Source organism: Oceanicola sp. 22II-s10i (assembly GCF_002210105.1).
Lineage (GTDB): Bacteria > Pseudomonadota > Alphaproteobacteria > Rhodobacterales > Rhodobacteraceae > Pseudooceanicola.
The window spans coordinates 14,811-40,845 of sequence record NZ_AQQU01000010.1 but is presented as its reverse complement, the minus strand read 5'-3'; the positions used below and the strand labels follow the sequence as shown (position 1 = coordinate 40,845).

Below are 26,035 nucleotides of genomic sequence, written 5' to 3'. Positions count from 1 at the left end.
CGAGGGCGGCGGAGCCGGCGTCAGTAGCCGGCGCGCGCGATGTCCGAGACCTGGTATTTCTCTTCCAGCGCCTTCACCTCGGGCATGCCCATGAGGTCGAAGAACTCGGTGAACTTGATCAGCTCGTTGGCCATACCGTTCACCGACCCGTCCGCTTTCAGCCGCTGCAGCGCGCTGGTCGCGGCGGGGATCGCCGCCATCAGCATCAGGTTCGGGTAGATCGCCAGCTTGAAGCCGAGCTGGTCGATTTCCTCGACCGACAGGAACGGCGTCTTGCCGCTGAGCGCCATGTTGAACAGGCACGGCGCCTTCACGGCCTTCGGGATCGCCTCCAGCTCTTCCATCGAGGTCGGCGCCTCGACGAAGATCACGTCGGCCCCCGCCTGCTCGTAGCGCTTCGCACGGTCCAGCGCCTTGTCGAAACCCTCGACCGCGATGGCGTCGGTGCGGGCGATGACCACGAAGTTCGGATCGTCGCGGGCGTCGCAGGCCGCGCGGATCTTGGCCTCCATGTCCTCCGCGGGGATCAGGGTCTTGCCGGCAAGGTGCCCGCAGCGCTTGGGCCAGTTCTGGTCTTCCATATGCAGCGCGGCGACACCGGCGGCCTCGTAGGTCTGCACGGTGCGGCGGACGTTCAGCGGACCGCCGTAACCGGTGTCGGCATCCGCGATGGTCGGCAGGTTGCTGGCGCTGGCGATCCGGCCGGCGTTGTCCGCCATCTCGGTCATCGTCATCAGCCCGATGTCGGGCCAGCCGAGCCGGGTGGCCGCGGTGCCCGCCCCGGTCATGTAGACCGCGTCGAAGCCTTCGCGGGCCACGATCCGGGCCATCACCCCGTCGGCCACGCCCGGTGCCATAAGCACCCCCGGCGCCGCGAGAAGCTCGCGGAGTTTCTTTGCAGATCTGCCCATGACTCGTCCTTTCGGTTTCGGCCGCCGCGCGGCCATGAATGTCCGGAAGGAAGGGTGCAGGTGCCGAGCACCCGCCATTCGGGACCTGCCGCGCAATGCGCGCCTGAGTCCCCGTGCGACAGGCCATTGCGCCTGCCGACCTTCCTCCCCGCGGCCCGTGGGATGACCGCTTTCTCGTCTACCGGACGCGTTTCGGACCGGGCTCCTCTTCCCGTTCCGGATGGCTGCGACGGATCGCGCTGGCCCGGTTGTCATATATCTATAACAACCAGAATTTCGCGCTGTCAATCCGTCGTGGCGCAAATGCGTCAACCTTCGCCGATCCGGATGAGCGGCGGGAATACGTGTTGTATTTCAGTGGGTTGAGGTGATCCCCGACGTCAGATCCGGGTCGAGTAGGCGACCGATCCGCTTTTCACCGTCCCATGCTCGTCGTCGATATTCCACGACATCGCGATTTCATACCGGGCGGGCGAGGCGCGCAGTTCGAGGTATTCGACCGGCCGCTCGGGCGAGGACAGAAGCCGCCGGATGAAGGTCAGGGCGGACCCGACGTCGACCTTCAGGGCCGAGGCAGTTGCCGGATCGGCAAGGCAGGCACCGATGGCCTGCGTCACGCGGTCATACCGGTTTCCCGTCTCGATCAGCATTTCGTAGAGCGGGCGGGTTTCCAGATCGTGGCGGGTGAAGTCGCGGGCGATGTCGTTGGGCACCCAGGCCACGAAATGCGTCAGCGGCATCCCCTGGCTGAAGCGCACGCGGACGACCCGCAACGCCGTCGCGCCTTCGGGAATCTTCAGCGCGGTCGCGACGACGGCGGGCGCCGCCACGCGGTCGAACTCCAGCACCTCGACCGGCAGTTCCCCGGCGCGCACGATTTCACCCCTGAGGGTGCCGATCGGGGCCCATTTCGGCGTCGGCGGCGGGGCGGCGGTGACGAAGCTGCCCAGCCCCTTGCGGCTTTCCACGAGGTTCTCGGCCGCCAGATCTGCCAGCGCCCGGCGCACCGTGATGCGCGAAACGCCGAACATCTCGGACAGGGCCGCTTCGGTCGGCAGGGCGTCGCCGGGCGCGTAGCGGCCGGAGCGGATCCCGTCCAGCAGGATCAGGAAGACGCGCCGGTGCAGGGTCGTCCCCAGATCCACGCTGCGCGTCGCGTCCTTCTTGGTCCGCTGACCAACCATTCCTGCAGCACCCCCTCCAGATCATGCGCGGCCGGGTCAAACTGGCTTCGTTCAGGCGGCGTGCATCGGAACGCGCCTGTTCGGCGCGTTCTTTAGTGCATGCGTTTGCATCGGTCCAACAGAATGACAGAGCCGCCCGGATCCGTCAGGCGGTCCGCCACCGTGACCGGTCGGAAAAGTCGGTGCAGAAGTACTGCATCAGGCCATCGGGATAGGCCGCCGACTGCGCCGCGAATTCGTGCCGCGCGATGGTGCGGACATGCACCTCGTCCGGCCCGTCGTAAATCCTGAGTGCGCGCATCGCCGCCAGAAAGTCGGCGGCGGGGCTGTCGTCCGTCATCCCCATGGCGCCAAAGACCTGCACCGCGCGATCCGCCACCTCGTAACAGGCGCGCGCCACGGCCAGCTTGATCATCGAGATCTCGGCCTGCGCGCCCTTGCCGCCCTTCTCGTCCAGCGCCCGAGCCGCGTTCAGCACCAGCAGCCGGGCCTGTTCCAGCTCGACCCGGCTGTGCGCGACGAATTCCTGCACCTTGCCGTGCTCGGCGATCCTGCTGCCGAAGGTTTCGCGCTGCCCCGCCCGCTCGCACATCAGGGCGAGCATCAGCTCGGCCCCGCCGATCGACCGCATGCAGTGATGGATCCGGGCCGTCGCCAGCCGGACCTGCGCGGCGACGAACCCCTTGCCGCGTTCGCCCAGCAGGTTCTCCTTGGGCACGCGCACGTTGTCGAAGACGACCTCGGCGTTCGGCCGGGACCGGTGCGAAAAGCCGAGGACGGGGATGTCCCGCACGATGTTCACGCCGGGAAGGTCCACCGGCACGATCAGCGCCGAGTGCCGGGCATAGGGGGCCGCCTCCGGGTCCGACACGCCGATCAGGACGGTGAAGGCCCAGCCGGGCACGCCGCTGTTCCCGGTGAACCACTTGTGGCCGTTGACCAGCCAGTGATCGCCCATGTCCTCGATACGGGTCCGGATGTTGCGGGCATCCGAAGAAGCCGTGTCCGGCTCGGTCATCGAGAAGCCGGTGCAGACCTGACCTTCGAGCATCGGCTTCAGCCAGGTGTCCTTCTGCGCCTCGGTGCCGATGGACACCAGCATCTCCATCGTCGGCAGATCGGGCGCGTGGCAGTTGAAGACCTCGGCGGCCCAGTCGACCCAGCCCAGGGTCTCGGCCATCGGGGCGAATTCGATATTCGTCAGCCGCGTGCCCGGCGCCCAGTCCGGCAGGTTCGGCAGGCCCATGTTCCACAGGCCCTGCGCGCGGGCCCTGGATTTGAGGTCGGCCATGAAGGCCGGGCGCGCGCCCGGCGGATTTTCGGCCACGAACTGCTTCATCTCCTTCACGCGGGGAAAGATCTCCGCATGCATGAAGGCGGTCAGCCGGGCGTTCAGGTCAACGGCGGTCAGGTCCTCCATCACGCCCCCCGGAACGTCGGGCGACGCTTTTCGAGGAAGGCCGCCGCGCCCTCGGCGAAGTCGTCGGTCAGGAAGTTGTCGATGGCGGTGTCTCGCTCCCAGTCGAGCACGGGGTCGAGCCCGGCGATGTCCTGCGCGAAGAACCGTTTGACCGTGGCCTGCGCCAGCGGCGGGCCATAGGCGAGTTTCTTCGCCAGCTTCTGTGCCACCGACAGCGCCGCGCCGTCCGCGGCGGGATAGTCGGCCAGCCCCGTGGCCAGCGCGGCCTGCTGGTCGATCTCGTCCCCGGTCAGCAGCAGCCGCTTGGCCGCCGCGCGCCCCATGCGCCGTGGCACCGACCAGAACATGCCGCCGTCAGGCGATGCGCCCACCCGGATCTGCGCCGCGCAGAACCGCGCCGCATCCGCCGCGACGACCAGATCGCAGGCCGCCGCCAGCCCGACACCCGCGCCAAAGGCCGGCCCCTCGACCGCCGCGATATAGAGCTTGTCCGACCGCAGCATCACGCCGATCGTGCCGCCGCCCTTGGTGATCCGCTCCTCCATCTGCGGGCGCGACCGCAGGCCCTTGAGCACCTTCAGGTTGCCGCCCGCGGAGAACGTCCCGTTGGCGCCCGTCAGCACCAGAACCCGCTGTCCCGGATCGGCCTCGAAGGCGTCGACCGCCGCCGCCAAGCCCTCGCGCACGCCCGGCGCGCCCATCGAATTGCGGTAATCCGGCGAATCCACCGTTACCGTCGTGACCGGTCCCTCGACCTCGGTCCTGACCACTTCGCTCATGCCGCTTCCTCCTCGATCGTCATGAATATCGCGCGGAAATGCTCCGCGCTGCCCAGCCACCGGCTCAGCACGTCCACCCGCATCAGGTGATAACCCACCCCAAGCTCGCGGGTCATGCCGATGGCCCCGTGCAGATGGATCGCCTCGCGCCCGACCAGATCACCGGTCTGCACCGCCAGCGTCATGGCGGCGGCCACGTCCGCGCGCGCCCGGCGCGTGTAGCCCTGCGTCAGCGCATTGGCCGCACCCAGAACCTGCGAGCGCAGCATCTCGATATCCGTGTGCAGATCCGCGGCGCGGAACTGCAGCGCCTGGTTCATCGCCAGCGGCCTGCCGAACTGGGTCCGGGTCCTGAGGTAATCCAGTGTCTGCGTGATCGCAGCCTCGCAGGACCCGAGGACTTCGGCAGCCGCCGCGAAGGCGGCCAGCGTGAACGCCTGCTCCAGCGCGGTCGCCCCGTCCTGCGGCCCGATCAGGCGGGCCGTGGCGGGCAGCATCACACCGTCGGCCCGCAACGTGGCCCAGGTCGTGCCGTCCGTCACCGGATGCGCCGAGACCGTCAGGCCGTCCGCATCCGCAGGCACCAGGAACAGGCTGATCCCGTCACCCTCGCGGGCCGACACGATGAAGGCCCCGGCACCGGACCCTTCCGCGACGTGGGTCTTGACCCCCGTCAGCCGGATCCTGTCGCCATCCGCCACGGCCACCGCCTGCGGCGTGCCCAGGTCCCACCTCGCCCCCGGCTCCATCGCGGCGACGGCCACGGCGATCTCGCCCGTCGCGATCCGCGCCGCCAGCGCGTTCGCTTCGGCTCCGCCGGCCCGCGCCAGTATCGCACCCGGCAGGACACAGCCGCCGATCAGGCCGTGGTGCGTCGGCACCCGCCCCAGCCCGCGCGCCAGTGTCATCAGCAGGCGCGGCCCGCCATCGGACCCGCCCGCCGCCTCGGGCAGCCACGCGCCCCACAGCCCGAGCCCGCCCAGCGTCGCCCGCAGGGCCACCGGGTCGGGCCGCGGCGCATGTCCGTCCACACGTTTCGCGGAATCGCGGGCGTCGCCCAATGCCCGGTCGAGCATGTCCTCGACCATCACCTCGTCTTCGGTCGCAGCAAATCTCATGGCCGCCTCACAGGTTCAGAATGTGTTTGGTGATGATGCCGCGCTGCACTTCCTGGCTGCCGCCTGCGATCGCCGGGCCGCGCCACCAGTACCGCGTCTCGGCCGCGTTGCGCGCGTCCTCGGGCACGAGGCCGTCCAGCGCCCCGCCCTCCCACGCGGCCTGCGCGGGCAGCGCGTCGGGGCCGAGCAGCTGGACGATGGCCCGGTCCAGCCGCTGGTTCACCTCGATCCCCCGCAGCTTGAGAACCGAGGCATAGGGGCCGATCCCGCCGTCGTCCACCAGCCGCTCCAGCGCGCGCATGGTGGCGTTTTCCAGCGCCCGCAGCTCGATCATCCGTTTCGCCAGGTCGTCGCGGAACTGCGCGTCCTCGATGGCGGGCCTGCCGCCGATCCGGACCTCGTGCGCCAGCCGCCGCAGCCGCCCCAGCTTGCGCCGCGCCTCGGTGTGACGGGCCGAGAACAGCCGCTCGTGTTCCAGCAGCGACTTCGCGATCCCCCATCCGGCGTTCTCCTCGCCGACGCGGTTCGCCACCGGCACCCGCACGTCGTCGAAGAAGAACTGGTTGAACACATGCGCGCCGTAGAAATGGTGGATCGGCCGGCGGGTGATGCCGGGGGTGTTCAGGTCGATCAGCAGGAACGAGATCCCGCCCTGCTGCCGCCCCTCGCGCGAGGTCCGGACGAGGCAGAACATGTGGTTCGCCAGATGCCCGCCCGAGGTCCAGATCTTGGTCCCGTTGACCACGTAGTGATCGCCGTCGCGCTCGGCCCGCGTCTGCAGCGAGGCGAGGTCCGAACCCGAACCGGGTTCCGAATAGCCCTGGCACCAGACATGCTCGAAGCTCAGCGCCTTCGGCAGGAAATGCGCCTTCTGCGCCGCGTCCCCGTGGGCCTGCAGGATCGGGCCGATCATCTTGATGTTGAACGTCCCGACCAGCGGCGCCCCGTGGGCCGCCATCTCTTCCTCGAAGATGAAGAGCTTGCGCATGTCCCAGCCGGAGCCGCCCCATTCCTCGTCCCACGAGGGGGCGCCCCAGCCCCGCGCGACCAGCTTGGTCTGCCAGTCGAGCGCCGCCTCTTCGCCGACCGGCAGGCCCAGATCGCTCAGCCGCCGGACCTCGGGATCGAGGTTGTCCTTGCAGAACTCCGCGATCTCGGCCCGGAACGCGGCTTCGTTGCCCGCCTGCATGTTCATGCCGCCGCCCCCCGCAACCGTGCCGCCTTGCCCAGGGCCGCGTCACCGTCGCGCACCAGCTCTGCCATCACCTCCGACACCGGGCGCAGGTGGTCGAACCAGCCGATCCCCTGCCCCGCGCCGTAGTGCTGCAGCGGACGGATGTCATGTTCGATGATCGCGCCGAGGATGTCGCCCACCAGAACGTCATGCAGCGGATGGCTGAGCGGCTTGGGCGCGTCGGGCATCGCCCATTCCTCGGACCATGCGGACCGCGTCTGGCGGAAGGGTTTGCCGCTTTCCGCGCGGCTGATGACCGTATCCGTGGCCTGCGCGTGCAGCAGCGAGTCCAGCTCGCCGGGCGACAGGTGCGGCGCGTATTCCTCGGTCACGAGGAAGGCGGTGCCGATCCACACGCCCTGCGCGCCGAGCGCCAGCGCCGCCGCGATGTGCCGCCCGGTGGCGACCCCGCCCGCCGCCAGCACCGGGACGTCCCCGGCCAGATCGACGATCCGCGGCACCAGCGAGAATGTCCCGACCTCGCCCGTGTGCCCGCCCGCGTCGTAGCCTTGCGCCACCAGCAGGTCGACGCCGGCCTCAAGCGCGCGGGCCGCGTGGCGTTCCTGTCCGACCAGCGCCACCGTGGTCTTGCCGCGCGATTTCATAAGTTCGACCACCGCCGGCGGGCAGCCGATCCCGAGCGCGACCATGTTCACGTCCGAGGCCGCGACGGCCTCGATCTGCTGGTCCTGTATCTCTTCCGACCGGATGAACCGCGTGCGCATCCCCGGTTCGGACGGCTTGGGCACCGCGTATTTCGACTCGAGCGATTCGATGAAGCTGCGGTGCACGTCCGGCACCTGCTTTTCCAGCTCGGCGCGGTCGTTGCGTTCGGGCACCTTGTTGGGAATCACCAGGTCGAGGCCGAAGGGCCGATCCCCGACCGCCGCCCGAATCTGCGCGACCTCGTCGGTGATCTCGGCCGCCAGTCGCCGAGTCGCGCCATAGACACCGTAGCCGCCCGCATTGGTGACGGCGGCCACGACCTCGACCGCATGGCTGAAGCCGAAGATCGGCACGTCGATACCGAAGCGCTCGCAAAGCTCTGTTTTCAATGGGTCCTCCTACCATTTCCCTGCGTCGCACCCGCGCGCCCCCGCTTCGGAAAGCTCGCAATTTCGCTGCGCCGCAGCTATCCTCCCAGACCGATGAACGAGAAAGTTCTCGCGCAATCTAATCGAGTGGCATTATTTTTCCGATGCCGAAAAGAATCAACTCCTGATGTGAGGGACCGGCCTTGGACATCGAAACGGAACTCAGCGACACCAAGATGGGTCTTCTGCTTGCGGCCGAGCGGCTGTTCGCCACGAACGGCATCGCCGCGACGACCATCCGGCAGATCAACACCGAAGCGGGGCAGAAGAACAGCTCGGCGATCCACTACCATTTCGGGTCGCGCGACGCGATTCTGGATGCCATCGTGGCGGTCCGCGTCACCCCCGCAAACACCGAGCGCGAACGTCTACTGGCCGAGGCGCGGGCCGAGGCGGACGGCCAGCCGCTGTCCCCCGAAACGATCATCGACCTGCTGATGAAACCGGGCATCAGCCGGTTTCTGGACACGCAAGGCCCTCATTTCTCACAGAGATTTCTGATTCAGCTGCGCATGGATATCGACACCTGGCGCCGGTACGAACGCGAACACCTTGCGTGGACCCTGAACGATCTGCAGGCCGAGTTGCGCCGCGCGCGCCCGTTTCTGCCGGCCAGCGTCGTCCGTGGCCGGTTCCGGAATGCCGTGAATTTCTCGATGTTTGAAATGGCCGAGATCGAAAGCGCCGAGGAACGTCTGGGCGGCCGGTTCAGCCGGGAAGAGGCGATCTTCCGCATCGAGGAACTGAAGTCCATTCTCGTGGCGATGCTGGACGCCCCGATCCCGCCGCGCACGGCCGTCGCGCTTGAAAAGGTGATGGCCTCCGAGCGGGACGTGCCGAGAAAGCAAACACCAGACTAATTGACTTCAATTAATTCTTGTGCTGATTTCCCTGTGGGACCGGAGAGGAGACCGGGCCCGACGGAGGAAATACATGGCACTCAGTTTCTCGCGCAGGATCGGGCTCGCGGTCGGCTTCCTTCTGGCCGTTCAGGCGATCTACACGGCCTATTTCGGGATGTTCGAACCGGGGCTTCACCGGACGCTCGCCTTCGGCGCCTGCATCCTTGCCGCCGTTGCGGTCAAGCCGCTGGCCGCCCGCCTCGCCAATCCGACGCCGCTAAAGTCCGCGCTCTGCTGGACGGTGGATGTCGTCCTCCTCGCCATCATCGCGGCCGCGCTCCAGCGCTTCATCGCGACCGCCGACGCGATGGAGAACATGCTGATCAGCTACTCGCCCACCGACCAGTGGCTGGCGCTGCTCGCGCTCTTCGCCTGTGTCGAACTGACCCGCCGTGAATTCGGACTGGGCCTGACGATCGTCGCGGGCGGCGTTCTGGCCTATGTCCTCTGGGGTCAGCATCTGCCGGGCATGCTGCGCCATGCCGGCTTCACGCTGGACCAGATCGTGCAGGGGACGTGGTACGGCTATGCCGGCGTGTTCGGCCTGCCCGTCTCGGTCGTGATCGAGCTGCTGTTCATCTACATCGTCTTCGGCATGGTGCTGGAAGCCACCGGCGCGGGCCATGCCCTGATCCGGATCGCGGTGCGCCTGACCGGTCGCGTCGCGGGCGGTCCGGCTCATGCGGCCATCGTCGCCTCTACCCTATTCGGGTCGATGTCCGGATCCGTCACCGCGAACGTCGCGGGCACCGGCACCTTCACGATCCCGATGATGAAGCAGAAGGGCTTCCGCCCCGAATTCGCCGGCGCGGTCGAGGCCGCCGCCTCGACGGCCGGACAGTTCATTCCGCCCGTCATGGGGGCCGTGGCCTTCATGCTGGCGCAGCTGACCAGCACGCCCTACCTGATGGTCTGCATCGCGGCCATCGTGCCCGCCGCGGCCTATGTCATCGCGCTGTTCATCGCCGTCTGGCTCGAGGCGCGGCGCAGCGGCATCGGCGCGACGGCGCCCGAGGACATGCCGGTCCTGAACCGCCGCGACGCGATCGACAGCCTGATGTTCGTCATTCCGATCCTGACCGTGATCGCGATCCTGGTCGCGGGCCGGTCGCCCGCCATGGCCGGGTTCGGCGCGACCGTCGCCGCGCTCGTCCTGGGTTTCCTGAACCCCGAGGTCCGGCGCAATCCGTGGCGGCTGGTCGAGGCGCTGGTCAAGGGCGGCATCTCGGGCGCCCGGATCATGATCGCGGTCGGGGCCATCGGCATCGTCGTCGCCGGGATGAACCTGACCGGGCTGGGCCTGAACTTTGCCCAGGCGGTCGGATCGCTCGGATCGGAGAACCTGTTCTTCTCGCTGATCCTGACGGCGCTGGCCTGCCTCGCGCTCGGGATGGGGATGCCGACGCTGCCCGCCTACCTGATCATCGTTCTGGTGATGGGCCCGGCCCTGTCGGCCATGGGCGCGCCGCGCATCGCCGTCCACATGTTCGTGCTCTATTATGCCGTCCTGTCGGCCATCACGCCGCCCGTCGCGCTGGCGGCCTTTGCCGCCGCGCCGATCGCGGACGCCAACCCGATGAAGGTCGGCATCGTGGCCATGCGGCTGACCATCGTCGGCTTCATCGTGCCCTTCCTCTTCGTTCTCAACCCGTCGCTCCTGCTGATCGAGAACTTCGACCTGGCCGATTTCACGGTCGGCATCCTGCGGATCGCCTGCATCATCTGGGCGCTCTCTGCGGCACTGGCCGGATATGGCGCGACCCGGCTGTCGCCGCTGTGGCGCGGGGCCTATATCCTGGCTGCCGGTCTCTGCCTCGCCCGCTGGACCGAGGTCGACGTGATCGGCTTCCTGATGGTCGGCGGCCTGCTGGTGCTGGAACTGCTGCGCGCCCGCACGCAGCCCCGGATGGCATGAGCCGCGCCATGCCCAAGGACGTCACCACCGCCGGTCTGACCGCCATCGCGCGCGAGGCCTATACCTTCACCCTGCCGCTGGTGGCGATGGAGAGCTTTCGCCGCCGCCGCATGGCGCTCGGCCCGATGAACGACATGCTGCACGCGCGCAAGCTGCTGCATCACAAGTCCCGGCACATCACGGCGCCGAACAACGACACGCTCTATTCCAATGCCTGGCTGGACCTGCGGAAGGGGTCCGCCGAAATCACTCTGCCCGAGACCGGCGAGCGCTACATCTCGGTCGCGGTGATGGACATGTGGACCGACAACATCGCCATCCTCGGGACCCGCACGACAGGCGGAGAGGGCGGCAGCGTGACGATCATCGGGCCGGACGCCAGCGCCGAAGGCATCGCCGGGCCGGTGATCCGGTCGACCACGCCGATCTGCTGGGTCCTGGCGCGCATCCTCGTCACCGGCCCCGAGGATCTGGCCGCCGCGCGGGCGGTTCAGGACGGCTTTACCCTGACCATGCCGCCGCCACCCAACGACCCCGCAGGCGATCCGTCACAGGGCACGCGCACCGCGCCGTGGCCCGAGTATTTCGCGCAGGCGGCCGAATTGCTCACCCTTCACAGTCCCCGCGCGACGGACATCGGCGTCATGCGCCGGATCGCGGCCCTGGGTCTCGACGCGCCCGGCGGTTTCGATCTCGACCGCTTCTCGCCGGATCAGGCCGCGGCCATCGCCGCCGGCGTGGCCGAGGCGCGGCGCGCGCTGGAGGGCGGGATGATCATGGCGGGCGACGGCGACGGCTGGCTGCCACCCAAGCCCGGCCTCGGCTTCTATCACCAGGACTACGAATTCCGCGCCCGCGTCGCCATCGGCGGCCTCGGGGCGCTGACGCTGGAAGAGGCGACCTACTATCCCGCCCGCTCCTTCGACGGCGCCCCGCTGGACGGGCGCCGGGCGATGCGCTGGCATATCCCGGCCGACCGCCCGATCCCCGTCAACGCCTTCTGGTCGCTGTCGATGTACGAACCGACCGGCGACGGAGAGCTGTTCTTCATCGACAACCCGCTGTCGCGCTACGCCATCGGCGACCGCACGCCCGGCCTGACCCGGAACCCGGACGGATCGCTGGACATCTGGATCGGCCATGACAGCCCCGGCCCCGCGCGCGAGGCGAACTGGCTGCCCGCGCCCGCCGGGCCCTACACGCTGCTGCTGCGTGCCTATTTCGCGAAACCGGACCTGCTGGAGGGGCGCTATGCGATCCCCGACCCGCAGCCCGTCACCTTGGAGGAGGAGACCCAAGAATGATCAAGATGACCCGCCGTTCGGCCATGGGCAGCATGGCTGCCATGGGACTGGCGTCCACCGCCCTGCCGGCATGGGCGCTGCAGGAGAACCTGCGCGTGCACACCGGCGCGCCGGGCAGTTCGTCCTTTACCTTCACCACGACCATGCAGACCATCGTGCAGCGTGACACGCCGATCCGCATGAACGTGACTTCGGGCCAGACGGCCACCCGCTCGACGCTCGACGCGGCCAACGGGAACGTCGACCTGTTCATCTCGTCGCCCGCGATCAACTACTACATGTCCGAGGGCGTCCAGATGTTCAAGGACATGGCCAACGCCCCGGAACTGTTCAAGAATGTCCGGCAGGTCGTGAACTTTCCGCTCGGGCCCTACCACATCCTGACCTATGCGGATTCCGGGATCGAAACGCTCGAGGACTGCCGCGGCCGCCGCATCTTCATCGGACCTCCGGGCGGTGCCGCGACCACCGTCGGGCTGGCGATCATGGAATCCGCGACCGGCATGGTGCCGGGCGACTACGAGCAGGCCAAGCTGGACTGGTCCTCGGGCCAGCAGGCGTTCCAGGACCGGCAGGTCGACCTGGCGATCATCCCGACCGAACTGCCCTCGGCCTCGGTCATGCAGTTCGCCCTGCTGGGCAAGATCAAGCTGATCTCGATTCCCGAAGAGGCCTTCGAGAAGGGGCCGCTGCAGGCGATGCTCAATATCCCCGGCCGGACGATCACCGACATCCCGCCCGACATCTACGGCGCGAACCAGATCAACGACGCCCCGATCAAGGCGGTCGGGAGCTGGGTCGGCATCGGTTCGCATGTCGGGGTGGACGCGGACACGGTCTATGCCGTGACCAAGGCGATGTTCGACAACCTGTCCGACATGCACGCCGCGGCGGAATGGATGAGCTTCTTCACCCCCGAAACCGCGCTGCTGCAGCTGAACGCGCCGGTCCATGCGGGGGCGTATCGCTGGTACAAGGAGAACGGGATCGAGGTGCCCGCCGAATACATCCCGCCGGAGGCGTCCTGATGCTCGATGACGGCAAACCGCTGTCCGGCCTCGACGCCGTCTTCCGGCCCCGGTCGGTTGCGGTGATCGGGGCCTCGGACACCGAGACCAAGATCGGGGGCACGCCGCTCAGCTACCTGAGGACGCTGGGCTATACCGGCCGCATCATCCCGATCAACCCGAAAGCCCCTGAGATTCAGGGGCTTCCGGCCTATCCGAACATCAAGGACGCGCCCGGTCCCGTGGACCTCGCCATCATCGCCGTCCCCGCCAGCCTTGCGGTGCAGGCGCTGCAGGACTGCGCCGATGCCGGCGTGAAGGGCGTCGTGATGTTCTCGTCCGGCTTCGCCGAGGTGAGCGAGGAGGGCGCGGCCAACCAGGCCCGCATGCACGAGATCGCCAGGGCCTCGGGCCTGCGGCTGATGGGGCCGAACTGCCTCGGCTTCATGAATATCGAGGAACGGGTGTTCGCCACCTTCGCGCCTGTCGTGGGCGCAGGTGTCGCGCCGAAGGGACGGATCGGGCTGGTCAGCCAGTCCGGCGCGTTCGGCGGCTTTGCCTTTTCGGTCGCACGCGAACGCGGCATCGGGCTGAGCTACTGGATCACCACCGGGAACGAGGCCGATCTGGGCTTTTCCGAAAGCGTGGAATGGCTGGCGTCGGACCCCGGCACCGACGTGATCGTCGGCTACATGGAGGGCTGCCGCGACGGCGACGGGCTGCGCCGCGCGCTCGACGCATGCCGCCGCGCGGGCAAGCCGCTGATCGTCTGCAAGGTCGGCAAGACCGAGGCGGGCGCCAAGGCCGCCGCATCCCACACCGCCGCACTGGCGGGCGAGGATGCGGTCTTTGACGGCGTGTTCCGGCAATACAACGTCGTGCGGGCGGACAGCATCGAGGAATGCCTCGACATCGCCTATGCCGCCTCGATCGCCGGTCTGCCCAAGGGGCCCCGCGTCGGGCTTTACACCGTGTCCGGCGGCGCCGGTGTGCTGATGGCCGACATGGCCGAGGCGCGCGGCCTGACCGTCCCGGAGTTCAGCCGCGAGACGCAGGACAAGGTGCTGGCGATGGTGCCCTTCGCCGGCACGCGCAACCCGCTCGACATCACGGGACAGGTTTCGCAGATCCCCGGTGCCTCGCGCACCGCGCTTGGCCTGATGGCCGCCGACGGCGCCTGCGACACGATCGTCAGCTTCATCTCCGCCGCCGGGCTCGGCCCCGCCGGGATGGAGATGGCGGGCGACATCGCCCATGTGCGCGCCGCGCGTCCCGAGGTGATGCAGGTCGTGGCGACCCTGCCCAGCCCGGCGTTCCGCAAGGCGGTCGAGGCGGCGGGCGTTCCGGTTTTCGAGGATCCCAACCGTGCCGTGAATGCGGTCGCGGCCCTGGCCCGCATCGCGCGCGGCTTTGCCGCTTCCGGCGACGGGACCGGGGACACCCCTGCCCCGCTCACCGTTCCGGCGGACTGCACCGAACCGCTCGCCCTCGCCGCGCTCGGCGAGCGCGGTCTGCCCGTCGTCGATTTCCGGCACGTCCGAACGGCTGCCGAGGCCGGACAGGCGGCGGAAGAGATCGGCGGCCCGGTCGTGGTCAAGATCGTCTCGCCCGACATCGGCCACAAGTCCGATATCGGCGGGGTCGAACTGAACCTGACCGGGCGGGCCGCGGTCGAGGCGGCGGGCGACCGCATCCTGACCGCCGCGCGCACCAAGGCGCCCGGCGCGCGGCTCGACGGCCTGATGGTCGCCCCGATGCGGCGCGGCGTCGCCGAATGCGTGATCGGCGTCCAGCGCGATCCGACCTTCGGACCGGTGGTGATGTTCGGGCTGGGCGGCGTCCACGTCGAGGCGCTGCGCGACGTCGTGTTCCGCGCCGCGCCCTTCGGCGAGGCCGAGGCGAAAGCGATGATCCACCAGGTCCGCGCTATCCGCCTGCTGACGCATCCGCGCGGCTCCGATCCGGCGGACATCGACGCACTGGCCAGCCTCTTGGCACAGGTCAGCCGCATCGCGGCCGCTTCGCCGGGGCTGGAAAGCGCGGACATGAACCCGGTGCTGGCCCTGACAGACGGCGCTGTCATCCTGGATGCGCTGTTGATCGGCTGACAGGCGCCCGCAGCGGTGAACACAAGAAGTGCCGGCGCATCGTCGCCGGCACTTTTGTCTTCGTGCAGTGTCGCGGCAGGTCCGCCGACGAACCATTGCGACAGTCGCCAGGCCTACTCGCCCAGGGCGATCCCCTCGCGCCGTGGATCAGCGCCGCCCTGGAGCGTAGCCCCGAGGGCAATCGCGTGCAGACCCGAGGTCAGATCGCGTTCCTCCACCTTGAAACCCAGGGTCGACAGCGGCTCGACGAGCGCGCCGGCATCCGTACCCGCTTCCACGTCGAACGTGCCGAACCGGTTGACGAGGTTCGGCAGCCCGACGGCCTGCTGCACATCCATGCCCCAGTCCAGATGGGCGATGATCGTCTTGGCCACATAGCCGATGATGCGGGACCCGCCCGGACTGCCCACCACCAGCACGGGCTTGCCGTCGTCCAGCACGATGGTCGGCGCCATGGAGGAACGTGGGCGCTTGCCGGGCTCGAGCCGGTTTGCAATCGGGCGTCCGTCATCGTGGGTGGAAAACGAGAAGTCGGTCAGTTCGTTGTTCAAGAGGAACCCACGCACGAAGAGCTTGGAGCCGAAGGCGCCCTCGATGGTGGTCGTCATCGACAGCGCGTTGCCCTCGGCATCGACGATGGAAATGTGGGAGGTCGACGGGATCTCGATGCTGGTGTCCGGTGCGTAGTCGACCGCGGCATGATCCCACTTCGGTTGCCCCGCGCTGACCTCGGACAGTGCACGATCACCCGACAGAAGCTGCGCCCTGGAAGCGAGATAGGCCGGGTCGACAAGGCCGGCGGCCGGGACCGGCACGAAATCACTGTCGGCCATGTAGAGGCCGCGATCGGCAAATGCGAGACGCGAGGCGTCACCGATCAGGCGCCACGCCTCGGCGCTGTCGGGCTCCATCGAGGCCAGATCGTAGGCATCGAGCATCCCCAGGATCTGTCCGACGGTCAGCGCGCCGGACGACGGCGGCCCCATGCCGCACACGTCGCGCCCCCGGTAGGCGGCACAGGCCGCGGGCCTCTCCTTCACATGGTAGATGGCCAGGTCGATGGCCGAGAGCACACCTGGATTGCCGGCCGCGGTCCGGACGGTCGAGACGATGTCGTCGGCAATCGGCCCGGTGTAGAACGCCTTGGCACCGTGTGCCGCGATGGCGCGGGCGGTCGCGGCGTACTCCGGGTTCACCAGCGTATCGCCCGCCTGTATCGCCGTTCCTTCCGGGAAGAAGTAGGCCGAGGTGGCCGGAAACCGCGTCAGCCGCTCCGTGTCCCCGGCGACGGATTCGGCAAGGCGCGCGGATACGGTGAAGCCGGTTTCGGCCAGCGAGATCGCCTCGGAAAACAGCCCCGCCCAGGGCTGGTTGCCCCACTTGCGGTGCGCCTCTTCCATCAGGGCCGGGGTGCCCGGCGTGCCGACCGAGCGACCGCCGACGACGGCGTCGAAGAAGCCCATGGTTTCGCCCTCGGCGGTCTGAAAGAGCGTCGGCGTGGCGTCCAGGGGCGCGGTTTCACGGCCGTCCAGCGTGGTCAGTTCGCCGGATTTCGCGTCGTACCAGACAAGGAAAGCGCCGCCGCCCAGGCCGGAGCTCTGCGGCTCGACAAGGCCGAGGACCGCCTGCACGGCAACCATCGCGTCCGCCGCGGATCCCCCGTCACGCAACACGCGCGCACCCGCCTCGACCGCGAGGGGGTGGGCCGCGACGATCATCCAGTCCTCGGCATCCACCGGCGTCCCGGCGGCTTTCGCGGACAATGAGGCGTCCGAAGCCTCGGTCAGTTCGCCGAAGGTGGCGCCGGAGGCGGCGATCTCCGGGTCTATGGCATCCGTCACCTGCTGGGCCTGGGCCGGCAATGCGGCCAAGAGCAGAACTGCCGATAGCTTTCTCAGCATCGTGACCTCCCGGAATATCTGTGATGACGCCTGAAAGTGTTGCACAGGCGCGCACCCTTCGTCCCGCCCAAATTGCGGATAAGGCGAAATGTGCGATGCGTTGCCACTGCAGGGGCCATGACACCGATCATCTTCGGATTCTCGGGGTCGCCCTCGAGCAGGCCCGACCGGGCCCGCTTGCACATCGCCGCGGATCCGATGGTTGCATTCGGCACCATGAACGGCAGCCCCGCTTCGGTACCCGCGATGAGTTGCTCCGGCGTGTCGCCCTTACGGGTGTCGGCGCAGGTTCCCCTGCGTGGCCGCGGTGCAGCATGGAGTCTTCACGGAACCCCCCTGCCCGGCGTCGCGTTGGCCTGAACGGAGGACCCGACATGTCGTTTCGCAGGAATGTTCTGACCCGCCCGATTTTCAAATGGGCCAAGACCGCGCTTCCCCAGTTGTCCGAGACGGAGGCCGAGGCGATTTCCTCGGGCGATGTCCATTTCGAGGCCGAGCTGTTCTCGGGCCACCCCGACTGGTCGAAATTGCGCACCATGAAGGCCCCGCAGCTGACCGAGGAGGAGCAGGCGTTCGTCGACGGCCCCTGTGCCGAGCTTTGCGCCATGCTCGACGACTGGGAGATCAACAACGGCACCGCCGACCTGCCCGAAGCCGCGTGGGACTTCATGCGCGCGAAAGGCTTCTTCGGCATGATCATTCCCAAGGAACATGGCGGCCTCGGCTTCTCGGCCTTCGCGCATTCCGAGGTCGTGCGCCTGATCTCCAGCGCCTCGGTCCCCGGCGCGGTGACTGTCATGGTCCCGAACTCCCTCGGGCCGGGAGAGCTGATCCTGCAGTTCGGCACCGACGAACAGAAGACCGACTGGCTGCCCCGCCTGGCGAGCGGCGAGGAGCTTCCCGCCTTCGGCCTGACCAGCGAACAGGCCGGCTCGGATGCTTCGGCGATGATCGACGAGGGCGTGATCTGCAAGGGCCGGTGGAACGGCGAAGAGGTGCTGGGCATCCGGCTGAACTGGGCCAAGCGGTACATCACGCTGGCGCCCGTCTGCACGGTGCTGGGTCTGGCGTTCCAGCTGCGCGACCCGGACGGTCTGCTGGGTGATACCGAGGATATCGGCATCACCTGTGCGCTCGTCCCCACCGACCTGCCGGGGGTCGAGACCGGGCGGCGGCACCTGCCCTCCGGCACGATGTTCATGAACGGGCCGACCACCGGCAAGGACGTCTTCGTCCCGCTCGACCACATCATCGGCGGGCCGGACTTTGCCGGGCGCGGCTGGATGATGCTGATGTCGGCCCTCGCCGCCGGGCGCGGCATTTCGCTGCCGTCTCTCTCGGCTGCCGCCACCGCGACCGCCGCGCATACCACCGGGGCCTATGCCCGGATCCGCCAGCAGTTCGGCATGCCGATCGGCCTTTTCGGCGGCGTGCAGGAGCCGATGGCCCGGATCGCCGCGAATGCCTATGCCATCGACGCCGGCCGCCGCCTGACCTGCGCGGCGCTGGACGAGGGGCACAAGCTGGCCGTGATCTCGGCGATCATGAAATACCACGCGACGACGCGGATGCGTGACGCGGTGAACGACGCGATGGACGTGCATTCGGGCAAGGCGGTGATCGACGGGCCGCTGAACTACCTGCAGCCGATCTACCGCTCCATCCCCATCGGGATCACCGTGGAGGGGGCGAATATCGTTACCCGCAACCTGATTATCTTCGGCCAGGGCGCGATCCGGGCACATCCGCACCTGCTGGACGAGATGCAGGCGCTGCAGGAGCCGGACCCGGACAAATCCCTCGACGCGTTCGACAAGCACTTCTGGAAACACGTCGGGCATTCGACCAAGACCTTCTTCCGCGCCTGGTGGGGCGGCTGGACGGGACGCGGCGCCGCGCCCGAGGATGCGGGCGACGTGGCGCATGTCTACCGCCGCCTGTCGCGCTGGTCCTCGGCCTTCGCGGTCACGGCCGACATGGCCTTCCTGACCCTCGGCGGCGCGCTGAAACGGAAGGAGATGATCTCGGCCCGGCTCGGCGATGCCCTGTCCGAGATGTATCTCCTCTCCGCCGTTCTGAAACGGTGGGAGGACGAGGGTCGCCAGAAGGCCGACCTGCCGCTGGTCGAATATTGCGCCGACACCGCCTTTGCCCGCATCGGCGCGGCGCTGGACGAGGTGATCGCCAACTTCCCGGCACGATGGGTCGGCTGGCTGCTGCGCCCGACATTGCGGCCGGGGTCCCATGCGCGGGGTCCGTCCGACGCGCTGGCGGAGAAGGTGGCGATGCTGATCTACCACCCCTCGGCCAGCCGCGACCGTCTGACCTCCGGGCTGGCGAAGGCGAAACCGGAGTCCGGGATCGGCCTTCTGGAAGAGGCCTACCGGCTGGTCCTGGAGGCGGAGCCGATCGCCAAGCGCCTGCGCGAGGTGAAGAAGACGCCGCATCAGGCGCGCGACGCCGGCATCCTGTCGGAAACCGAGTTCGCCCAGTTGCAACGGGTTCAGCAGGCCGTTCAGCGGGTCGTCGCCGTCGACGACTACACGCCGGAGGAGATGGCCGGGATGTTCCCGTCCTACCGCCCGAACCCGGCCAACCCCGCCCCGCGTGAGGCCGCGGAATGAGCCGGCCCGTCTACCTTGTCGATGGCGCCCGCACACCGTTCCTGAAGGCCCGCGGCAAGCCCGGCCCGTTCACGCCGGTCGACCTCGCCGTGCAATGTGGGCGGCCCCTGCTGATGCGGCAGCCCTTCGCGCCGACGGCCTTCGACCTCGTGATCCTCGGCTGCGTGAACGTGATCCAGGACGAGATGAACCCCGCCCGCGTCGCGGCGCTCCGCCTCGGGATGGGTGAGCAGCAGGTCGCCTTCACGGTCCAGATCAACTGCGGCTCGGGCATGCAGAGCATCGACACCGCCTATCGCTATATCCGCGAGGGCAGCCACGAGATGATCCTCGCCGGCGGCACCGAGGCGCTGAGCCATGCGCCGCTGGTCTTCCGCCGCGAGGCGACGGAGTGGTTCGGCGAGATGGCCGGCGCGAGGGGCGCGCTCGACAAGGTCAGGGCGATGGCCGAGGTGCGGCCCGACTTCTTTTCGCCCGTCATCGGCCTGGAACGCGGGCTGACGGATCCGATCACCGCGCTGAACATGGGCCAGACCGCCGAGGTGCTGGCGCATCGCTTCGGCATCGACCGGACCACCGCCGACGCCTACGCGGTGCAGTCGCATCAGCGCCTTGCGGCCGCGCAGGAGGAAGGGCGGCTGGACGGAGAGGTCCTGCCCGCCTTCGACCACGACGGCGAGGCGCATGCCAGGGATGACGGCGTCCGCCCCGACAGCTCGATCGAGAAGCTCGCCAAGCTGGACCCGGTGTTCGAGAAACCCTACGGCAAGGTCACGGCGGGCAATGCCAGCCAGATCACCGACGGGGCGTCGTGGACGATCCTCGCTTCGGAAACCGCCGTGGAGGCGCATGGACTGACGCCGATCGCCAAGATCGTGGACAGCCACTGGGCCGCGCTCGATCCCGCCATCATGGGGCTGGGGCCGGTGCTGGCCGCCACCCCTCTGGCGCAGCGGCACGGGCTGGGGGTCGATGACGTGGACCTCTGGGAAATCAACGAGGCCTTCGCCGCACAGGTGCTGTCGTGCCTCGCCGCCTGGCAGGACGAGGATTTCTGCCGCGAGGTGCTGGGCTATGACGGCGCCTTCGGCCGGATCGACCGCGGGCGGCTGAACGTCGACGGCGGGGCGATCAGCCTCGGCCACCCGGTCGGCACCAGCGGCAACCGCATCGTCCTGCATCTGGCCAATGCCCTGAAGGCCGCGGGCGGCAGGCGCGGCATCGCCACCGAATGCATCGGCGGCGGGCTGGGCGGCGCAATGCTTCTGGAGGCCGCATGACCGACGTTCTGGACGAAATCACCCCCGACGCACAGACCGAAGCCGCCCCCGCGCCCGACTGCCGTCACTGGCGGATGGAGACGCATGACGACATCCTGCGCCTCTGGCTCGATTGCGAGGGGACGGGAACCAACGTGATCTCGGAGGCCGTGCTTCGGGAACTGGACGCGCTGCTGGATCATGCGAAGGGCGAGGCGCCGAAGGCGCTGGTGATCCGGTCGGCCAAGCCCTCCGGCTTTGCCGCCGGGGCGGATATCGACAGCTTTGCAGACCTGCGCGGACCGCAGGCGAAGGAGAAGCTGGAACAGGGGCACGCGGTGCTCGACAAGCTGGAGGCGCTGCCGTTCCCGACCATTGCCGTGGTGCATGGCCATGCCCTCGGCGGGGGGTTCGAGCTGGCGCTGGCCTGCGACCGCCGCATCGGGATCGAGGGCGTGAAGCTGGGCTTTCCCGAGATCCAGCTGGGCCTGCATCCTGGCCTCGGCGGGACCTTCCGTCTGACCGGACTGATCGACCCGGTCGAGGCGATGCAGATTATGCTGACCGGCAAGACCGCCCATGACCGCAAGGCCAGGAAACTGGGCATCCTCGACGCGCTCCTGCCGGAGCGTCATGTCGAGGCCGCGATCCGCGACATGGCCGCAGGCGGCGGCGCGCAGCACGACACCGGTTTCCGGGCCTCCGCGCTCCGCACCCGGCCGGCCAGGTCCTTCGCCGCCACACGGATGCGTTCGGAAAGCGAGAAGCAGGCGCCCCGCGCGCATTTCCCCGCCCCTTTCGCGCTGATCGACCTGTGGGAGGATCACGGCAACGACCCCGAGGCGATGCAGGCGGCCGAGATCGCCTCCTTCGCCGAACTGCTCGAGTCGGCGACGGCGCAGAACCTGATCCGGGTCTTCTTCCTGCGGCGCAAGCTGAAGGAGGCCGGCAGGGGCACCGACGGGATCGCCCATGTCCACGTGATCGGCGGCGGCATGATGGGGGCCGGGATCGCCGCATGGTCCGCCATGCAGGGCAAGCGGGTGACGATCGAGGATATCGACCTGCCGCCGCTCGGCAAGGCTGTGAAACGGGCGGCGGAGATCTATGACCGCAAGCACCTTACCGGCATCGAGGCGCGCGACGCGCTCGACCGGCTGATGCCGGATCCGGGCGGGCTGGGTCGTGCGCGGGCCGATCTGGTGATCGAAGCCGTGCCGGAAAAGCGCGAGCTGAAGGAGAAGATCTATCGCGGCCTCGCCGAAACGATGAAACCCGGCGCGATCCTCGCCAGCAACACCTCCAGCCTCCGCCTCTCGGACCTGGTCGATGCCGCCCCTGCGGCGGATCGGTTCGCGGGGCTCCATTTCTTCAACCCGGTATCCTCGATGCAGCTGGTCGAGGTCGTCTCGCACGACCGGGCCGACCCCGCGACGCTCGACCGCCTCGCGGCCTTCGTCACGGGCATCGACCGCCTTCCGGCGCGGGTCACGGACTATCCCGGCTTCCTCGTGAACCGCATCCTCGCCCCCTACCTGATGGAGGCGATGGTGATGCTCGACGAGGGCATGGCGAAGGAGGACATCGACCGCGCCGCGCTGGCGTTCGGGATGCCGATGGGGCCCGTGACGCTGGCCGATCAGGTCGGGCTCGACATCTGCCTCGAGGTGGCGAATTCCATGCGGACCTCGCTGGACCGCCCGGTGGCAAAAACGCCCGCATGGCTGCGTGAGAAGGTCGAGGCGGGCGAGACCGGGAAGAAGGCGGGCAAGGGTCTCTACGACTACGCGGCCGGGGAAAAACCGCCGAAAGAACCGGACGAGGACGCCGCCCCGGAAACCTGCGACCGGCTGATCCTGCCGATGTGCGACGCCGCGGTGGAATGCCTGCGCAAGGGTGTCGTGGCCGAAGAGGACACGCTCGACGGGGCCGTGATCTTCGGCACCGGCTGGGCGCCGTTCCGCGGCGGCCCGATGCGCTATGCCCGGACGCGGGGTGTGTCGGAGTGCCGGGACCGGCTGCAGTCGCTCGTGACCCGATATGGCGAACGGTTCACCCCGGACCAAGGGTGGGATGACCTTGACTAGGACAGTCGCCCGGCCCGACGCCATCGCGGCCGAGATCATCGAGCGCACCGGCGGAGAGATCCGGCTGGCCCTGCCCCTGGGCCTCGGCAAGCCGGTGACGCTGGTGAACGCGCTGACCCGGATGGCGGCCGCCAGCCCGGACATCAGCCTGTCCATCGTCACCGCCCTGACGCTGGAACGTCCCGACATGTCCGGCGACATGGCGCGCCGCTTTCTCGAACCGGCCGCCGACCGCCTGTTCGGGACATACCCCGCGCTCGACTATGCCCGCATGCTGCGCGACGGGACCCTGCCCGCGAATATCGAGGTGGCGGAGTTCTTCATGCAGGCGGGTCGCTGGCTGAAGGTGCCCCTGATGCAGCGCCACTACATGCCGGCCAATTACACCCATGCCTTCGAACGCCTGCGCGACTGGAACCCGAACGTCGTCATGCAGCTGCTGGCCCCCCTGCCCGACGGCGGCTTCAGCCTGTCGTGCAACACCGACATCTCGTCCGACCTGATCCGCGAGCGGCGCGCGGGCGAGATGGAGTTCCTCTTGGTGGGCGAGACCAACGCCCGGCTGCCCGCGATGGACGGGCCCGAGGCCCGGATCGCGGCGGGCGAGGTCGACCTGCTGCACGATGACGGACCGGGGTTCGACCTGTTTTCCGTGCCCAAGCGACCGGTCGGGCTGACCGAGCACGCCATCGGCCTGCATGTCGCCCGGACCATCCGCGACGGCGGCACCCTGCAGATCGGGATCGGCGCGATCGGGGACGCGGTGGCCCATGCCCTGATGCTGCGCCACGCGGGCAAGGCCGCGGAGGTTCACGCCGTCACCCCCTTCGCGACCGACGGGTTCTCGGAAAGCGGGGCGTTCGACACCGGGCTCTATGCGGTGACCGAGATGCTGGTCGACGGCATCCTGCGACTGTTCGAGGCGGGCATCGTCCGGCGCGAGGTCGACGGCGCCGCGATCCACGCCGGGTTCTTCGTCGATTGCCGCGACTTCTACCACCGCCTCGCCGCCCTGCCCGAGGCGGACCGCCGCCGCATCCGGATGATGCCGGTGTCCTTCACAAACCAGCTTTACGGCGACGAACCGGCCAAGCGCGCGGCCCGGCGCGACGCGCGGTTCGTCAACGCCGCGATGAAGGCCACCCTGCTGGGCGGGCTGGTCAGCGACGTGACCTCGGGCGGGCAGGAGGTCAGCGGCATCGGCGGGCAGTTCAACTTCATCGAACAGGCCTTTGCCCTGCGTGGCGCGCGGTCGGTCATCACCCTTCCCGCCACCCGCACCCGCGCGGGCAAGACCGGGTCGAACATCGTCTGGTCGCATCCGCACGAAAGCGTTCCGCGCCAATACCGCGATGTGGTCGTCACCGAATACGGCATTGCCGACCTGCGCGGGCGCCGGGACGAGGACGCGGTCGCGGCGATGCTGCGAATCACCGACAGCCGGTTTCAGGGCGACCTGCTGGAGCAGGCGAAATCGGCGGGCAAGATCTCGCGCGATTTCCGCATTCCCGACGCATGGCAACGGAATACGCCGGAGACCCTGCGCGACTGGCTGGGGCCCTTCGACCTGCCGGACTTTCCGTTCGGCACCGATTTCGATGACGTCGAGCGCCAGCTGCTTCCGGCGCTCGACCACCTGTCCGAGGTCGAGGGCAGCCGGACGGCGCTGGCCGGGCTCGTGCTGCGGGGGCTGAGGGACGGCGCGTCGCGGGACGCCGCGCTGGCCCGGATGGGGCTGGACGCCCCGGACACGATGCGGGACAGGCTGTCCGCCTGGGCGCTGCGCGGCGCGTTGGCGAGGCAGCGCTAGGGCCGATTTGGCCGACGGTGCCCAAGAACTCCGGTGGAGCGCCGCTTCTTACGTCAGCCAAAGGGCGATGCCGGGCGCTGCGATCAGCAGTGCGACCACGACGACGTCCATCGCAAAAAACGGCACCACCCCCGAGAATATGCGCCCCGCCGGAATAGGCGGCTTTGTGACGCTGCTGATGACGAAGACGTTCATCCCCACAGGTGGCGTGATCAGCCCCATCTCCAGCAGCTTGACCACGAGCACGCCGAACCAGATCAGGTCGACGCCATGCTGCTCGACCAGCGGAACCGAGAACGGCAGCGTGAGCAGCAGGATCCCCAACGGGTCGAGGAACATGCCCAGCAGAAGGTAGACCAGCACCACGGCGACAAGGACACCCGCCTGCGACAGGTCCATGTAGCTGACCAGTTCCACCAGCGAGCGGGTCAGCCCGGTCAGCGCCACGAGACTGCTGAACACGGCCGCCCCGCCACCGATCAGGAACAGCGCCGCGGTCTGGAACGCGGTTTCCTTCAGCGCCTCCGCCACGCCCCTGCCGTCGATCCGGCGCATGGCGAGCGAGATGACGACGGCCAGTGCAAAGACCACCGCGCCGGCCTCGGTCGGGGTGAAGAACCCGCCGTAGATGCCGCCGATGATGATGGTGAAGATCAGCAGCGCGGGCCATGTCCGCAGGGTGACGCGCAGCTTCTCGCGCGAGCTCTGCTTGAGCACGAAGCGCGGGGCGTCCTGCTTGCGGACCATGGCCCAGATCGTGATGACGAGGATGTAACCCAGCAGGCTGATGATCCCCGGCACGATCCCGGCGATGAACAGCTTGCCGACCGACTGCTCGGCGAAGACGCCGTAGAGGATGAACAGAATGCTCGGCGGGATCAGCGCCCCGAGCGTGCCGCCCGCCGCCACGGAGGCCGAGGCCAGCCGTTCGCTGTAGCCCGACCGCGTCATCTCGGGCACCGCGACCCGTCCCATCGTCGCCGCACAGGCGAGGCTGGAGCCCGAGATCGCGGCGAACCCGCCGCAGCCCATGACCGACGCGATCGCCAGCCCGCCGGGGATCCACGAGATCCACGTCCGCGCGGCGTCGTAGATGTCGCTGGTGATCCCGCTGCGGTAGCAGATGTGCCCCATGGCGACGAACAGCGGCACCGCGCTCAGGTCATAGGAATGGAACAGGGTGAAATAGGACTGCGTCGCCGTGGTCAGCGCGGGGATATAGCCGTTCGGATTGAAATCCGCGCCGGGCCGGAACGAGAAGAAGATCCAGAGCCCGATCAGACCGACCGCCCCGAGCGCGAAGGCGATCGGCACGCGGAGAAAGATGAAGATGAGCGCGAGGATGACGGCGAGGCTGCCGAGAGTTGTCGGGTCCATG

Annotated in this window: 18 protein-coding genes; 9 read left to right on the top strand and 9 right to left on the bottom strand. The window is 68.6% G+C overall.

What is annotated here, in order from left to right; translation table 11 throughout:
* Window positions 1-20: 20 nt before the first annotated feature.
* The 7 genes from ATO6_RS19995 to ATO6_RS19965 form a co-directional block, all read right to left on the bottom strand.
* On the bottom strand, window positions 21-911 hold the full coding sequence (locus ATO6_RS19995; protein ID WP_217899034.1) for an oxaloacetate decarboxylase: 891 nt from the start codon (window positions 909-911) through the stop codon (window positions 21-23).
* Window positions 912-1,291: 380 nt separating this feature from the next.
* Window positions 1,292-2,095, bottom strand: a complete 804-nt coding sequence (locus tag ATO6_RS19990; protein WP_088625818.1) for a GntR family transcriptional regulator — start codon at window positions 2,093-2,095, stop codon at window positions 1,292-1,294.
* A gap of 145 nt (window positions 2,096-2,240) precedes the next feature.
* The gene (locus tag ATO6_RS19985; RefSeq protein ID WP_088625817.1) at window positions 2,241-3,515 is read right to left on the bottom strand and encodes an acyl-CoA dehydrogenase family protein; all 1,275 of its coding nucleotides are present in this window, start codon (window positions 3,513-3,515) and stop codon (window positions 2,241-2,243) included.
* Window positions 3,515-4,294 (bottom strand): enoyl-CoA hydratase/isomerase family protein, encoded by a 780-nt coding sequence (locus ATO6_RS19980; RefSeq protein WP_088625816.1) that lies wholly within the window; start codon window positions 4,292-4,294, stop codon window positions 3,515-3,517. The genes ATO6_RS19985 and ATO6_RS19980 overlap by 1 nt, the downstream gene beginning before the upstream one ends.
* Window positions 4,291-5,412 carry an acyl-CoA dehydrogenase family protein gene (locus tag ATO6_RS19975; protein ID WP_088625815.1) on the bottom strand — a complete coding sequence of 374 codons (1,122 nt, stop codon included), beginning with the start codon at window positions 5,410-5,412 and terminating at the stop codon, window positions 4,291-4,293. Before ATO6_RS19975 ends, ATO6_RS19980 begins: the two co-directional genes overlap by 4 nt.
* A 7-nt stretch (window positions 5,413-5,419) precedes the next feature.
* Window positions 5,420-6,607: an acyl-CoA dehydrogenase family protein gene (locus ATO6_RS19970; RefSeq protein WP_088625814.1), complete on the bottom strand. Its 1,188-nt coding sequence runs from the start codon at window positions 6,605-6,607 to the stop codon at window positions 5,420-5,422.
* Window positions 6,604-7,701: a nitronate monooxygenase family protein gene (locus ATO6_RS19965; RefSeq protein WP_088625813.1), complete on the bottom strand. Its 1,098-nt coding sequence runs from the start codon at window positions 7,699-7,701 to the stop codon at window positions 6,604-6,606. The genes ATO6_RS19970 and ATO6_RS19965 overlap by 4 nt, the downstream gene beginning before the upstream one ends.
* A 182-nt stretch (window positions 7,702-7,883) precedes the next feature.
* Between ATO6_RS19965 and ATO6_RS19960 the strand changes: the two genes are divergently transcribed.
* The 5 genes from ATO6_RS19960 to ATO6_RS19940 all read left to right on the top strand — a co-directional run bounded on the left by ATO6_RS19960 (window position 7,884) and on the right by ATO6_RS19940 (window position 14,976).
* A complete protein-coding gene (locus ATO6_RS19960; protein ID WP_088625812.1) occupies window positions 7,884-8,600 on the top strand; it encodes a helix-turn-helix domain-containing protein in 717 nt (238 codons plus the stop codon).
* Between the two features lie 73 nt (window positions 8,601-8,673).
* Window positions 8,674-10,557: a TRAP transporter fused permease subunit gene (locus tag ATO6_RS19955; protein ID WP_088625811.1), complete on the top strand. Its 1,884-nt coding sequence runs from the start codon at window positions 8,674-8,676 to the stop codon at window positions 10,555-10,557.
* A complete protein-coding gene (locus ATO6_RS19950; RefSeq protein ID WP_217899033.1) occupies window positions 10,554-11,861 on the top strand; it encodes a DUF1254 domain-containing protein in 1,308 nt (435 codons plus the stop codon). The genes ATO6_RS19955 and ATO6_RS19950 overlap by 4 nt, the downstream gene beginning before the upstream one ends.
* Entirely contained in the window at window positions 11,858-12,889 is a 1,032-nt protein-coding gene (locus ATO6_RS19945; protein WP_217899032.1) for a TAXI family TRAP transporter solute-binding subunit, read from the top strand. The genes ATO6_RS19950 and ATO6_RS19945 overlap by 4 nt, the downstream gene beginning before the upstream one ends.
* On the top strand, window positions 12,889-14,976 hold the full coding sequence (locus ATO6_RS19940; protein ID WP_088625809.1) for an acetate--CoA ligase family protein: 2,088 nt from the start codon (window positions 12,889-12,891) through the stop codon (window positions 14,974-14,976). Before ATO6_RS19945 ends, ATO6_RS19940 begins: the two co-directional genes overlap by 1 nt.
* Window positions 14,977-15,089: 113 nt before the next feature.
* On the opposite strand, the gene ggt is transcribed toward ATO6_RS19940, so the two are convergent.
* Window positions 15,090-16,877 (bottom strand): gamma-glutamyltransferase, encoded by a 1,788-nt coding sequence (gene ggt / locus ATO6_RS19935; RefSeq protein ID WP_088625808.1) that lies wholly within the window; start codon window positions 16,875-16,877, stop codon window positions 15,090-15,092.
* 374 nt (window positions 16,878-17,251) lie between these two features.
* Here ggt and ATO6_RS19930 point away from each other — a divergent pair, with 374 nt between their 5' ends.
* From ATO6_RS19930 to ATO6_RS19915, 4 genes are read left to right on the top strand one after another with little or no spacing between them, the layout of a single operon-like run.
* Window positions 17,252-19,501, top strand: coding sequence for an acyl-CoA dehydrogenase (locus ATO6_RS19930; RefSeq protein ID WP_088625807.1), 2,250 nt, complete (start codon window positions 17,252-17,254; stop codon window positions 19,499-19,501).
* Window positions 19,498-20,781 (top strand): acetyl-CoA C-acetyltransferase, encoded by a 1,284-nt coding sequence (locus ATO6_RS19925; protein ID WP_088625806.1) that lies wholly within the window; start codon window positions 19,498-19,500, stop codon window positions 20,779-20,781. Before ATO6_RS19930 ends, ATO6_RS19925 begins: the two co-directional genes overlap by 4 nt.
* Window positions 20,778-22,847: a 3-hydroxyacyl-CoA dehydrogenase NAD-binding domain-containing protein gene (locus ATO6_RS19920; protein WP_088625805.1), complete on the top strand. Its 2,070-nt coding sequence runs from the start codon at window positions 20,778-20,780 to the stop codon at window positions 22,845-22,847. Before ATO6_RS19925 ends, ATO6_RS19920 begins: the two co-directional genes overlap by 4 nt.
* On the top strand, window positions 22,840-24,657 hold the full coding sequence (locus tag ATO6_RS19915) for an acetyl-CoA hydrolase/transferase C-terminal domain-containing protein (RefSeq protein ID WP_254919218.1): 1,818 nt from the start codon (window positions 22,840-22,842) through the stop codon (window positions 24,655-24,657). Before ATO6_RS19920 ends, ATO6_RS19915 begins: the two co-directional genes overlap by 8 nt.
* A gap of 48 nt (window positions 24,658-24,705) precedes the next feature.
* Here the strand turns inward: ATO6_RS19915 and ATO6_RS19910 are convergent, their stop codons facing one another.
* Window positions 24,706-26,034, bottom strand: a complete 1,329-nt coding sequence (locus ATO6_RS19910) for a TRAP transporter large permease (RefSeq protein WP_088625803.1) — start codon at window positions 26,032-26,034, stop codon at window positions 24,706-24,708.
* Window position 26,035 lies beyond the last annotated feature (1 nt).